We start from the raw sequence: 13064 nt of genomic DNA, 5'->3' as shown, positions 1-13064 counted from the left end.
ATCGCGTATTGGGAAGTCGGCATGCCGGTGGCGCGGCTGCGCCCGGCCACAAGCGGCGAGTGCGTCGCGGCCGAAAAAATGGGATGTCGCGGACAGGACCTTAAGGTCCAGTAATGACGCGCCTTACTGTCCCGCGCGACTTTCCGGGAAGATGGTTTTCCAGTCGTCTTTCATGTCGACCATCACCCAGCCCTTGGTCCGCGCTTCACGCACGATGGCGGGAAGCGGGCTTTTCGCCGCGCCATCGTAGTTATATTCGCGGGTGGCGTCGGTATGACGGACGATACCCACCAGATGCGCGCCCGCCTGGCTATCGGTCCATTTGAGCAGCGGCAAGTCGTTGTCGGCGCTGCCGAACGCGAGGACCGGCAAGCGGCCGTTCATCGCCTCGGCAATGGGCGCCACTTTTGCTGCGGTGTCGTCGGGCTTCGATGGCGGCCGTGCGCCTTTTCGCGGGGCTTTGCGCGAGGTTTGCCGATTCGGCGGCGGATTCGCGTCGCTGCGCGCGGTCGCGATGACATGCGACGGCGCGATGCCATACGCCTTCTCGGCGAAAGCGCGCATGAAGTCGATATCGCCCGTTGCAACGAGATAGATTTCGAATCCGTTTGCGCGCAGATACTTCAGCATCTCGATCATCGGCTGGTACACGAGCTGCCCGTAAGGCCGCTTGAAACGCGGATCGATTGCCGTTGCCGACCATTCCTCGACCGCACGCCGATACGCCTCGCTGCTCGTCCCGGCGTGCGTCGCGGCTAGAAGTTGCCGCTTCGCGCTGTCGCCGCTTGCAGTCACGCCTTTGATATTGCCGGCGATTGCCGAGCGGAACGGCTCGCGGCCCTTCCACGCCGGATGCTGCGGCGCGAGCGTCTGAACGCGCTGAATCACGAACAACGTCTGCAGATCGGCCGGTTGCTCGACACACAGCGCGCCGTTGTTCTGAAACACCGCGATGCGTCGCGCCGGCGGCAGGTAATCCGGCGCGCCTTCCGTCGTGACGCGCATCACGAATTCCGCGATCGATGCCTTGGTGATCGTTTCTTTCCATGAGGGCAACTCGGCCATACCGGAGACGAAGACCGTCTGCTCTGTCGGGCGTGGCGGCGGCGCGCTCGTACACGCGACAAGCGACAGCACCGACAACAGCGCGACCCGGCCAAACGAAAAATGGCGATGCATCCTCGACCCCGCATTCATTGAGCGGCCTCGCGTAACGGCCCGGAACGGCGAATGCCAGATTGTATTGGGAGGACGAACGAGAAAGACATAGCGGATGCCCGCGTTGACGACGCGTCGAATAGAAGGACCGGGCGGGCGCACTCGATACCCGTGGACCCCGTGGAAGCATGAATAACTGCCGTGGATTGCTCACGCGTCACGCGTCACGGGCGGTTTGATACGTAACAGGAAGTACGACAACCTATAACATTTAGCGCTATTTGAAGTCATATCGAGCGCGATTAGAGTTAAAGTAAAATATCGATATATTTTACAACCCATTGTTCTATAAGTTTTATCGAAAAAATAAAGGGAAAACCCCGACTGTCATTCGCATTCGCGTCGCCCCTAAAATGTCATACGACGACAGTTTTCCACAGTTGCGGGTCACGACCCGCATGCACGAAGTCGTTGAATCCATTGCCGCGCATGCCGGATACAGGAATCATCATGGAAATCAGCCGAACCGCCAGCGTCGCAGGCGTCGCGAAACGCTCGAAAGTCCGCTACGGAATTCTGGCGATGATCTTCATCATCACCACGTTCAATTACGCCGATCGCGCCACGCTTTCCGTCACCGGGTCCGCGATGCGCGGCGAATTGGGATTCGACGCGATCCAGATGGGCTACATCTTCTCCGCGTTCAGCTGGGCGTACGTGCTGTCCCAGTTGCCGAGCGGCTGGCTGCTCGACCGCTTCGGCGCGCGCCGTGTCTATGCCGCGAGCATTTTTCTCTGGTCGTTTTTCACGCTGCTGCAAAGCACGGTCGGCGTGATCGGCACGGCGGCGAGCGCGGTCTTCATGCTGTTCGCGTTGCGCTTTGCGATGGGCGCGGCCGAAGCGCCGGCTTTTCCGGCGAACGCAAAAGTGGTCGCAAGCTGGTTTCCGACGGCTGAACGCGGCACGGCATCGGCGATCTTCAATTCGGCGCAATACTTCGCCGCCGTCGTTTTCACGCCGTTGATGGCGTGGCTCACGCACGCGTTCGGCTGGCACCACGTCTATATCGTGATGGGCACAGCCGGCGTCGTGCTCGCGCTGACGTGGCTCAAGGTGATGAAGAATCCGGCGGATCATCCGGGCGTCAACAAGCTGGAACTCGATCATATCGAGCAAGGCGGCGGCGTGATCGCCGGACACAAGCGGCCGGCCAGCGCCGCGTCCGCGTCCGAACCCGGCACGCGCACCGGTGGCATGCGCTACGTGAAGCAGTTGCTGTCCAACCGGATGCTGCTCGGCGTCTACCTCGCGCAGTATTGCATCAACGTGATGACGTACTTCTTCCTCACGTGGTTCCCGATCTACCTCGTCCAGGCGCGCGGCATGACGATCCTGCAAGCGGGCCTCGTCGCCTCGCTGCCCGCGATCTGCGGTTTCACCGGCGGCGTGCTCGGCGGCGTCTTCTCCGATGCGCTGATCCAGCGCGGCCATTCGCTGACGGTGGCCCGCAAGGTGCCGATCGTCGCGGGCATGCTGCTGTCGGTGTCGATCATCGGCTGCAACTACGTTTCGACCGACTGGATCGTCGTTGCGCTCATGTCGCTCGCGTTCTTCGGCAAAGGCATCGGCGCGCTCGGCTGGGCGGTCGTCGCGGATACGTCGCCGAAAGAAGCCATCGGCCTCTCCGGCGCGATCTTCAACATGTTCGGCAATGTCGCGGGCATCGTGACGCCGATCGTGATCGGCTATCTCGTCGCGACCACCGGCTCGTTCAACGGCGCGCTGGTGTTCGTCGGCGCGAACGCGCTGATTACCGTGTTCAGCTATCTCGTGATCGTGAAGGACATCAAGCGCGTCGAATTGCGGCAGGCGTGATCGGCGCGTGAATCCGCCGCGCGTCGAGCGGCTTGAAATTGGCGGCGTGGCCGGGGCGTTTAATATCGACGCATTACGCACCGCTTAGGTCACTCCTCACGCCGCCATGAAAACCTACGACGCGCTCACGACTCGCCAGTCCCTGCCCTTCGACGCGCTCATCCCCGCGCTCGAAGCCCTGTTCGCCGAGGGCTGCGAAGTGCCGTTGCGGCACACGCACCGGATCGGCGTGCCGCAGCAGACGCCGGGCATCGTTCTCATCATGCCCGCGTGGCAGCCGGGCGGCTTCCTCGGCATCAAGACCGTGAACATCTTCGCGGACAACGCCAGCCGGGGCCTGCCCGGACTTTTCTCGACCTACCTCCTCTACGACGCCACCACGGGCGAACCGCTCGCGCACATCGACGGCAACGAGATCACGTCGCGCCGGACCGTCGCGGCGTCGGCGCTGGCGGCGCGCTATCTCGCCCGCGAGGACGCGAGCCACCTGCTGGTTGTCGGCAGCGGGCGGGTCGCGCAGCTTTTGCCCGAGGCGTATCGAGCGGTGCGGCCGATCGAGACGGTGACGGTCTGGAGCCGCCGCTTCGAAACAGCCGAGGCGCTGGCACGGCGATGGACCGACGAAGGTTTCAACGCCGTCGCCACCGGCGATCTCGCGAGCGCGGCCGCCAATGCCGACATCGTCTCGTGCGCGACGCTCGCGACCGAACCGCTCGTGCGGGGCGAATGGCTGCGTCCGGGAACGCATCTGGATCTGATCGGCAGCTTCGCGCCGCACTTGCGCGAAGCCGACGACGACTGCTTCGCGGGCAGCGCGCTATACGTCGACACGAACGAGGCGCTGGCGAAATCGGGCGACCTGCTCGGTCCTCTGTCGCGCGGCGTGTTCGTCGCGGGCGATGTCAAAGGCACGCTCGAAGCGCTGTGCCGTGGCGAGGCGCGTGGACGCGAAGACGTTCGACAGCGGACAGTTTTCAAGTCGGTCGGCTCCGCGCTCGAAGATCTCGCGGCGGCGATTCTGGTGTATCGGGACCGAAGTCAAGCGGCGACGGATCGGTTGGCTTAACGTCTGTACAACCGTTGCACGACGCGCCAACGTCACTATCTCCGCTATAACGACAGCCTGCACAGGAACACCCTCACATCCAGTTCTCCGCGCTGAAAGGCACGAGTATTGATGCTGCCAAAGGCTGCTGCCGCCGTCGGCGTGCTGCGGCGCGGCTGGATCAATTTCGACCGGATCTGGCTGTGTGCGCTGGTGCTGACCGGGTCGTGGATGATCGCAGCCGCTTGATGCCGCTTGATGCCGCTTGATGCCGCTTGATGCCGCTTGATGCCGCTTGATGCACGTTAAAACGCGTGGCGCAATCCCATCATGAACGCCGTGGTTGCCATTCCGGGCGCGACCGGCTGGCCGTAGGCGATGGTTTGCGTCATGTTTCCCTTGTTGTTGACGTGTCCCGCTTCGCCGTAAATCATCGTGCTTTTCGACAGGCTGTATTCGGCCCCCGCCGCGATTTCCGTGGATTTGTTGGCCGAATTATTCCTGTCCTTCAGATAGTAGATCCCGCTCGTGAAGTTGAGCGCGGGGGTCGCGCGATAACCGATGCCGGCCGTGAACATATCGATATCCACCTGATTGGCGCGCGCGGGATTCTTGCCGTTGCTGTACGACGCCGACACCGATACATCGTGGAATGTGTACAGCGCGCCGAGGTACATCAGCCGGTTATTCGCCAGGCCGCTCGGAACGGCGTTCGGTCCTGGATTCGTGTCGTGTCCGTTGTAATAGACCGCCGACAGCCTCAAGCCGTAGTTCGAATATTTCAGCACGGCGGACTCGCGCGTGTTGCCCTGCGGGCTGCCCGCAACGCCGCCGGGCGCATATTCGAGCAAGGCTTTCGCGCCGCCGAGACTCGGCGATTCGTAGACGATCGCGTTGCTGTCGTACAGCGCGCCGAGCGGGCCGTTCGTGCTCGCGCCGAGCCAGCCCGCCGCCTGATTCATGCCGAGCCACGAGGTCAGGATGCTGCCGAACCAGCGTCCGCCGCGAACATCGGTTTCGGCCATCGCGTAAGCCATCGGCGCGATCTGGCGACCCGCGTTCACGGAGCCGAATTTCCCCGAGACGCCAACGCTCGCGATCTGGTTGAACATCGCGGCGACGCCGGGCGTATCCGACAGGCCGGATTTGCCGGTGCCGGAATCGAAGGTGCCCTGCAGCTTGAAGTTGACGCGATAGCCGCCGCCGAGGTCCTCCGTTCCCGTCATGCCCCAGTTGCTCGAATAAATGCCCGCGTCCTTGAACCGGTAGAGCTTGCCCAGATTCCTGGCCGCCGGACTGAACGAGGCCGCCGCCGTGCTCTGATAAAACACCCCGGCGTCGATCACGCCGTACAACGTCACCGAAGACTGCGCTTGCGCGGTCCCGCCGAGCGCACCGAGCGCACCGGCAGCAGCCGCAACCATCCATCTCGACTTCATGTCGTCTCCTCTATTTTTTTGATGTAACGAGATCCGGTTTCGCCGCTGGTCTTCGCGCCGCGTTCGAACGATCCCGGATCCGCATGTCTCGCGATTCCGCTATGAAGCCGGATTACGGTCGAAGCATTGCGCTCCGTCGGCGACCGGCACCCACGGCTGGGCCGACGCGCGCCACAAATGAACTTGCGGCTCGACCCGCGACGGGTCGTCGAGCGTGCCTGCCTTGATCGCCACGACGCCCGGATTCGCTTCCAGCTCCGAATAGATCGGCGATCCGCAACGCCCGCAAAAATGCCGCTTGACGCCGAGTCCGCTGTCGCCGATGTCGTCGAACGTGGCGAGCGTCTGCGACGTCACCGAAAACGCCGCCGCCGGGACCATCAGATTGACCGAGAACGCGCTCCCCGACTGCTTCTGACAATGCGAGCAATGACACACCGCGCTCACGACCGCCGGCTCGCGGCTTTCGTATCGAACGCTTCCGCACAGGCACCCGCCTGTCAGTTCACTTTTCATCTCATTCTTCATTTCACTCATCGATTCCTCGTCGTTCCAAGTTATTACTTTCGATCCAACATCCGCCGCGCTACCGGCGCATCACACCGCGCACAGCACCTCCGCGTACTGCCGCCGCAAGTCCATCTTCCGCACCTTGCCCGTCGCGCCGAGCGGCAACGCATCGACGAAAATCACTTCTTCGGGCAGCCACCATTTCGGCACCTTGTCCGCGAGATACGCGAGAACGCTGGCCTTGTCGGCGTCGTGCCCGGGCCTGGTCACGAGCAGCATCACCGGCCGCTCATCCCACTTCGGATGCTTCGCGCCGATCACCGCGGCCGTCAAAATGTCCGGATGCCCGACCGCCGCGTTTTCGAGATCGATGGAACTGATCCATTCGCCGCCCGACTTGATGACGTCCTTCAGGCGATCGGTGATCTGCATGTAGCCATCGGCGTCGATGGTCGCGATGTCGCCGGTCGGGAACCAGCCATCACGCAGCGCAGGCTTTTCGCCTTTGAAGTACGCCGCCGCGATCCACGGACCGCGCACCTCCAGTTCGCCCGCCGAGTGACCGTCGCGCGGCAGCACATCGCCGTCGGCATCGACGATGCGCAGTTCGACGCCGAACACCGGCCGTCCCTGCTTCGCGCGCTGCGCGCATTGCTGCTCGACCGGCAGGCCGGCGTGCCTCGGCAGCAGACTTCCCTGCGTGCCGAGCGGACTGGTCTCCGTCATGCCCCACGCGTGACGCACTTCGACGCCGAACTTCTCGGTCCACGTGCGGATCAGCGCGAGCGGCATGGCCGCACCGCCGACGATGCTGCGCTTCATCGTCGTGAGCGTGAGACCGCGTTGCTCCATGTACTGCGTCAGTCCGAGCCAGATGGTCGGCACGCCCGCGCTGCACGTCACGCCCTCACCTTCGATCAGTTCGTAGAGGCTCGCGCCGTCGAGCTTCGGACCGGGCAGGACGAGCTTGCAGCCGTTCATCGCCGCCGCGTAGGGAATGCCCCACGCGTTGACGTGGAACATCGGCACGACCGGCAGCACGCAATCGCTCGCCGAGAGCGAGAGCGTGTCGGGCAGACTCAGCGCGAAGCTGTGCAGGATCGTGGAGCGATGCGTGTACAGCACGCCTTTCGGATTCCCCGTCGTCCCGGACGTGTAGCAAAGCGCGCTCGCGGTGCGCTCGTCGAATTCGGGCCACGCGAAGGCGTCGTCGCACGCCGACAGCAGATCCTCGTAACATCGAAGATCCGGCAGCGTGCTCGCTTGCGGCATGTCCGCGCGGGCGCACAGCACGACGTAGTGGCGAAGCGCGGGACAGCGCGCCGCGATCGCTTCCACGAGCGGCAGGAAGGCCGGATCGAAGAGCATGACTTCGTCTTCCGCGTGGTTCACGATGTAGGCGAGCTGGTCGGGATGCAGACGCGGATTGCACGTGTGCAGCACGGCGCCGCTGCCCGACACCGCGAAATACGCCTCCAGATGCCGATAGTCGTTCCATGCCAGCGTGCCGACGCGCGTGCCGTGCGCAACGCCCAAACCGGCAAGCGCGCGGGCCAGTTGCCGCGCCCGTGATGCAGCCGCGCGGAAGGTGTATCGATGCAGCGCGCCGGTCGCTTCGCGCGACACGATTTCGGTATCGCCGAACTGCCGCTCGGCGTGTCCGAGCAGGGACGAAACCAGCAGCGGCCGGTCCATCATTGATCCAAGCATGGTGTAGTCCTTATCCGATGCAGACGTAAAAAACGCCGGCTCACTGAAGCGGCATTTGCACCGACTTGTATTCGAGGTATTCCTCGATGCCGTACTTGCCGAACTCCCGCCCGTTGCCGGACTGCTTGAAGCCGCCGAACGGCGCGAGCAGGTTGAACGGCGCGCCGTTGATATCCACCTGACCGGTGCGCATGCCGCGCGCGACGCGTCTGGCGCGCTCGATATCGGCGGACCAGACCGCGCCGCTCAGGCCGAAGATCGAATCGTTCGCGATGGATATCGCGTCGGCTTCGTCGTCGTAGGCAAGGATGCTCAGCACCGGGCCGAAGATTTCTTCCCGCGCGATGGCCATGTCCGGCGTGACGCCGGCGAACACGGTCGGCTGGACGAAGTAGCCGCGCGTCGTGCCCGATGGCGCGCCCAGCCCGCCCGCGACGAGCTTCGCGCCGCCTTGTATTCCCTGCCGAATGTAGTCGTGGACGCGTTGTTGCTGGACCGCCGAGACCAGCGGCCCGACCGCGTTGCGCGCGTCGAGCGGGTCGCCCACGGCCATGCCGCCGACCACGTCCGCGGCGATGCGCGCGGCTTCGTCCATGCGATGCGCGGGCACGAGCATGCGCGTGTGCGCAAAGCAGGTCTGGCCGTTGTTGAGATAGCAAGCCTGGACGACGCCGGGCACCGCGTTCGCGAAATCGGCGTCGTCGAGGAGGATCGCCGCCGACTTTCCGCCCAGTTCGAGCGCGACGCGTTTCACGCTTCGCGCGGCCAGTTCGCCGACCCGCCGCCCGGCAGCGGTCGATCCCGTGAAGGACACCATGTCCACCTGCGGATGCGACGCCAGCACCTCGCCGATCACCGGACCCAGCCCCGGCACGAGGTTGAACACGCCGGGCGGAAGCCCGGCTTCATCGATCACCTCGGCCAGCAGATAAGCGGTCATCGGCGCGACTTCCGACGGCTTGAGCACCACCGTGCAGCCCGCCGCGAGCGCGGGCGCGACCTTCGCCGCCATCAGCGTGAGCGGATAGTTCCACGGCGTGATGCACGCCACCACGCCGACCGGCTCGCGCAGCACGTCGGAATTGCCCACGGTTTCGCTGAAGCAGAAGGACTCGAGGAGTTGAGCCGCCACCGCGAAGTGAGCGACCGGCGCGCCGGCCTGCGCGAACTGCGACCAGCCGATCGGCGTCCCGACCTCTTCGCTCACGAACCGCGCCGCTTCGCCCGCCCGCGCTTCCAGCCCTTTGGCGATCTTGCCGAGCCATTCGGCGCGTTGCTGCGGGGTCGTCCGCGACCAGCCGTCGAAAGCGGCGCGCGCGGCGCGCACTGCGTCGTCGGCGTCGGCCGCCGTGCCGAGCGGGATACGTCCGATCACGGCTTCGGTCGTGGCATTGCGCACCTCCGCATAGTCGTCGCCGTGCGGGCGCACCCATTTACCATCGACGTAGATAGTTTCGTGAATTTTCATTGGTTCTTTCCTCGTTGTAGTGGGACTGGCCGCCGTGAGACGCGCGCGCAAACGCGCGCGTCGCTCAAGGCGCGCGGTGGATAAAGCCAGGTGTCAGGGGTTAAGCCGGTCGCCTTGCGTCAGTGCGCCACGGTGCGAAGCTTCTCGGGCTTGGCCGGCGGCGACTGCGAAGGCGCGGGAACCCACGCCGCTGCGCGATCGAGCGTGTCGGCATAAGAAGCGAAGCCGCGTCGAAAGGTGATGCAGGCAAGGCCGCCGAACACGGCGCACACGCATCCGATCGAAACCCCGATCGCAAGCGGATCGCGCAGCACGTAGTCGGTCAGGAGGCCGACCGCGACAGGTCCGCAACCCGCGCCGAACAGCGTCAGGATGCCGGTGTAAAGCGCCGCGAACTGGCCGCGCATCGGTCCCGGCGACACTTCCTGGATCGCAAGCGGACCCGCCGCGAAGAGGAAGAACGAAAATATCGAAGCGCTTGCCATGAACACGAGCGCCAGATTTGCGCTCGGCATACACACCATGCCGAGCGTCGAAGCGACGATTCCGATGCTTCCCGCCAGCGCGACCCGAAGATAGGCATGACGCACGCCGCGCCGTTGCCACCGTCCGCCCAGCCAGCCGCCGAGTACGGAACCGAACGGGCCGAAAACCGCCAGCAGCACGCCGATGGCTTTACCGATCTGCGGATATTTCCAGCCGAATTCGCGGACGAAATACGTCGGCATCCAGGATGCCCAGGCGTACACGCAAGCGTAGAAGAAGCCCGCGCCGAACATGAGCGCGACGAGCGTCCTGCGGTTTTCGGCGAAGTAGCGGGTCACCGCTGCGACGGGCGGCTCGGTCGGCGCGCCGTCGTTCACGCTGCCAGCGTCACCGCGTGCGCCGCGTGCTTTGCGCGGCTCGGGCACCGCGAGCATCAGCAACGCGACCACGAGGCCGGGCAAGCCCAACGCCATGAGCGTCGCCTGCCACGGATAGACGACGCCCAATCCCGGCAGAACCGGCGGCGTGAGCGTGAAGACGCCGAGTATCAAGCCGCCGGCGATCAGCCCCGCACCGGAGCCGAACGAGCCGCTCGCGCCGAAGAGCGTCATCGGACGGCCGCGCTGGCCGGGCGTAAAAAGATCCGCGACGAGCGACACCGTGCCGGGTATCAGCACCGCTTCGCCGACAGCCACGACGATCCGCGCCAGCAGCAGATGCCAGTATTCCGTCGCCAGCCCGCCCGCCGCCGTGGCGAGACTCCACAGCGCGATGCCCGCCGCGATGACGAAGCGCCGGTCGCCACGGTCGATAAAACGCGCGATAGGCAATCCCATCAGCGCATAAAAGGCCGCGAAGGTAAAACCGTGCAGGACGCCCATCTGCGTGTCGTTGACGTGCAGGGTCTGCTGTATTGGCCCGACGAGCAGCGTGAGAATCTGCCGGTCCATGATCGAAAAAAAGTACGCAACGAGTAGCACCCCGACCGCGTACCATGAGCGCCGGCCGTTCAGACTCGAACCTTCTTGATCTGCCGTCTGTCTGTTCTGTGTTTTCATGCTTGTCTCCCCCTCATATCCGATTGCCTGTATTTTCGCTTCGGCAACCTGTCGGGAATTCGTCCGCTCGCGATATCGCTATACCGCTATACCGCTATACCGCGATACCGCGATACCGCGCTACGGACGAAACGTCTTTTCCGCCGGTGTGTTCCCGGCTCTCAAGGAACCTTCGATAACCCCCGATCGCGCCATAGACTGCTTTCCTGCCAGAACCGCTCCTTGCGCCAGTGATCGGGAAGCTCCGATGCGCTCGACCGGATCAGCCGCTTGAGCAGCAGCGTCATGACCTGCGCTTCGCGATAATCGAGATCGCGCTCCGCGTCGCTTTCCGAGGCTTTCGCGATCGCTAATAGTTCGATCGCGTAACGGCGGCCGTCGTCGGTGAAGCTCACCTCGCGTCGCGATACGTCGCGCTGGTTCAGCACGAGAAGCCCACGCTCGACCAACTGTCCGAGGTCGTCCTGCGTCACGCGCGAGCCGGAAATTGAAACCAGTTGATCGAGTTCTTCGAGCGTTCGTCCCTCGCCCATGCTGAGGACGGTCAGGATGTTGTAGTCGATCTCGCGCAGGCCGTGATGGCTCAGGTTTTTCCGCACCGGAATCAGCAACTGGTAATAGGCGCGAGCCAGCAGAAATCCGAGCCAGCCATCGCCGAAGCTGCCGTCGGCTTCAATGGCTTCGGCGGCGCTGTCGGATTTCTTCATGACCAGACCGTAATTGCCGCCGTGAAAGGCGAGCGGCGGATGGTCGAAGCTGTCGAAGTTCATCACCTCGCCGACGAAAATCACGTGGTCGCCGCCTTCGTACCGATGCACCACGCGGCACTCGAAACGCGCCGAACAGCCGTCCAGAAGGGGGACGCCGCCGTGCCCGCGGTCGAGCGCGCAGCCGGCGAACTTGTCGGTTCCCGACTTCGCGAACCGGTTCGACAAATGCTCCTGATCCGCCGCGAGAATGTGAACCGCGAAGTGATCGGTCGCCGCGAAAACCGGCAGATTCGACGACTTCTTTCCCAAGCTCCAAAGCACCATCGGCGGGTCCATCGAAACCGAGTTGAAACTGTTCGCCGTCAATCCGTAATCGTTGCCGTCGTCGCCCTGGGTCGTCACGATCGTCACGCCGGTCGTGAACGAACTCAAGGCCCGGCGAAATTGCTTGGCATCGATTGCCATGTTCATGCTTGTCTCCTGCTTGAGCACCCTGCCGCTTATTGATTTGCTGTTACTTGGCTAGGGTAGATAAAGGATGGTTCTGTTACACGAGCAGCGGCATCACCAGACGTCCAAAACGCTCCGCTTCCTCGTGATGCGGATAGCCGGACAGGCAGAAGCCGCTGCACCCGGCCTCGATGAACGCCTTCAGTTGATCGGCCACCTGCTGCGGATTGCCGACCACCGCGACACCGGCGCCCGGCCGGACATCGGTAATGCCCGTCCACAGATGCGGCGTCATCTTGCTGCCGACGGTCTTTGAAAGTTCCTGCTGGCGCTGATTCGCGACCGAATCCATTTTCAGGTTCTTAACCTGCTCCTTCCACCCGTCCGCGTTCGCCACCAGCCGATGCGCGGCGTCCCATGCCTCTTCTTCAGTTTCCCGGCAAACGATCTGCAAGCGCATCGCAAAACGCAATTCGTCCTCGCGGCCGTACTTGGCGGCGCGCGCGCGCAGGTCCTTGATCTGTTCCGCGATCCGCTCGGGGTAGTCGCCCCAGAACAGATGAACGGCCGAATGCCGGGCGGAAATATCCGCCGCCTGATCCGAGCCGCCGCCGAGGAAGAACGGCGGAAAAGGCTTCTGAATGGACTTCGGGATAATGACCGGCTTGTCGATATGAAAATACTTGCCGTGGAATTGAACCTGCTCTTCGGAGAGCAGCTTCTTGATAATGATGACTTCCTCTTCGAGCTGTTCGTAGCGCTCTTCTTTCGAAGCGAGCTGCCCCTCGGCGATCGCATCCTTCTCGCTGATACCGGCAATCAGGTTCATGTACAGACGGCCCTGGGATAACTGCTCGAATGTCGAGATCATCTTGGCCTGGGCGACCGGGTGAATGAAGCCCGGTTTCATCGCGACGAGCGCCTTGATTCGCGCCGTGCGGCTCACGAGGAACGATGCCGCGACCCACGCGTCCCAGCAATGCGCCGAGACCGGAATCAGCATGTAGTCGAAGCCCGCGTTTTCGGCGGCCACGGCGACGCGCTCGAAATGTTCCATCGACTGCGGCAGCGTTTGCGAGGGATCGCCGAACGCGCTGGTGTCGCCGAGCGTGGGGCAAAACCAGCCCATGGAAAGAGGTGTTTTACTGCTCATGT

10 protein-coding genes are annotated in these 13064 nt (G+C 63.7%); 2 read left to right on the top strand and 8 right to left on the bottom strand.

All coding sequences use genetic code 11. From position 1 onward, the window contains the following. Positions 1-123: 123 nt before the first annotated feature. Positions 124-1179: a haloacid dehalogenase-like hydrolase gene (locus tag AC3D25_RS27060; protein ID WP_488891561.1), complete on the bottom strand. Its 1056-nt coding sequence runs from the start codon at positions 1177-1179 to the stop codon at positions 124-126. 489 nt (positions 1180-1668) lie between these two features. Here AC3D25_RS27060 and AC3D25_RS27055 point away from each other — a divergent pair, with 489 nt between their 5' ends. Beyond that, on the top strand, positions 1669-3033 hold the full coding sequence (locus AC3D25_RS27055; RefSeq protein WP_488891560.1) for an MFS transporter: 1365 nt from the start codon (positions 1669-1671) through the stop codon (positions 3031-3033). 106 nt (positions 3034-3139) lie between these two features. Next, on the top strand, positions 3140-4099 hold the full coding sequence (gene lhpI / locus AC3D25_RS27050) for a bifunctional Delta(1)-pyrroline-2-carboxylate/Delta(1)-piperideine-2-carboxylate reductase (protein WP_488891559.1): 960 nt from the start codon (positions 3140-3142) through the stop codon (positions 4097-4099). 284 nt (positions 4100-4383) lie between these two features. Here lhpI and AC3D25_RS27045 read toward each other — a convergent pair whose 3' ends face one another. The 7 genes from AC3D25_RS27045 to AC3D25_RS27015 form a co-directional block, all read right to left on the bottom strand. Beyond that, positions 4384-5517: a porin gene (locus AC3D25_RS27045; protein WP_488891558.1), complete on the bottom strand. Its 1134-nt coding sequence runs from the start codon at positions 5515-5517 to the stop codon at positions 4384-4386. 99 nt (positions 5518-5616) lie between these two features. Next, entirely contained in the window at positions 5617-6033 is a 417-nt protein-coding gene (locus tag AC3D25_RS27040; RefSeq protein WP_488891557.1) for a GFA family protein, read from the bottom strand. Between the two features lie 81 nt (positions 6034-6114). Further along, positions 6115-7737: a 3-(methylthio)propionyl-CoA ligase gene (locus AC3D25_RS27035; RefSeq protein ID WP_488891556.1), complete on the bottom strand. Its 1623-nt coding sequence runs from the start codon at positions 7735-7737 to the stop codon at positions 6115-6117. Between the two features lie 40 nt (positions 7738-7777). Next, positions 7778-9205, bottom strand: coding sequence for an aldehyde dehydrogenase family protein (locus AC3D25_RS27030; protein ID WP_488891555.1), 1428 nt, complete (start codon positions 9203-9205; stop codon positions 7778-7780). Positions 9206-9324: 119 nt separating this feature from the next. Beyond that, a complete protein-coding gene (locus tag AC3D25_RS27025; protein ID WP_488891554.1) occupies positions 9325-10749 on the bottom strand; it encodes a spinster family MFS transporter in 1425 nt (474 codons plus the stop codon). A gap of 161 nt (positions 10750-10910) precedes the next feature. After that, the gene (locus AC3D25_RS27020; RefSeq protein ID WP_488891553.1) at positions 10911-11930 is read right to left on the bottom strand and encodes a flavin reductase; all 1020 of its coding nucleotides are present in this window, start codon (positions 11928-11930) and stop codon (positions 10911-10913) included. A 76-nt stretch (positions 11931-12006) separates the two neighbouring features. Next, positions 12007-13062 (bottom strand): LLM class flavin-dependent oxidoreductase, encoded by a 1056-nt coding sequence (locus AC3D25_RS27015; RefSeq protein ID WP_488891552.1) that lies wholly within the window; start codon positions 13060-13062, stop codon positions 12007-12009. Positions 13063-13064 lie beyond the last annotated feature (2 nt).

It is taken from the genome of Caballeronia sp. SL1002 (assembly GCF_057814995.1).
The sequence above is the reverse complement of the archived record's forward strand: the minus strand, read 5'-3'. Positions and strand labels throughout refer to the sequence as shown.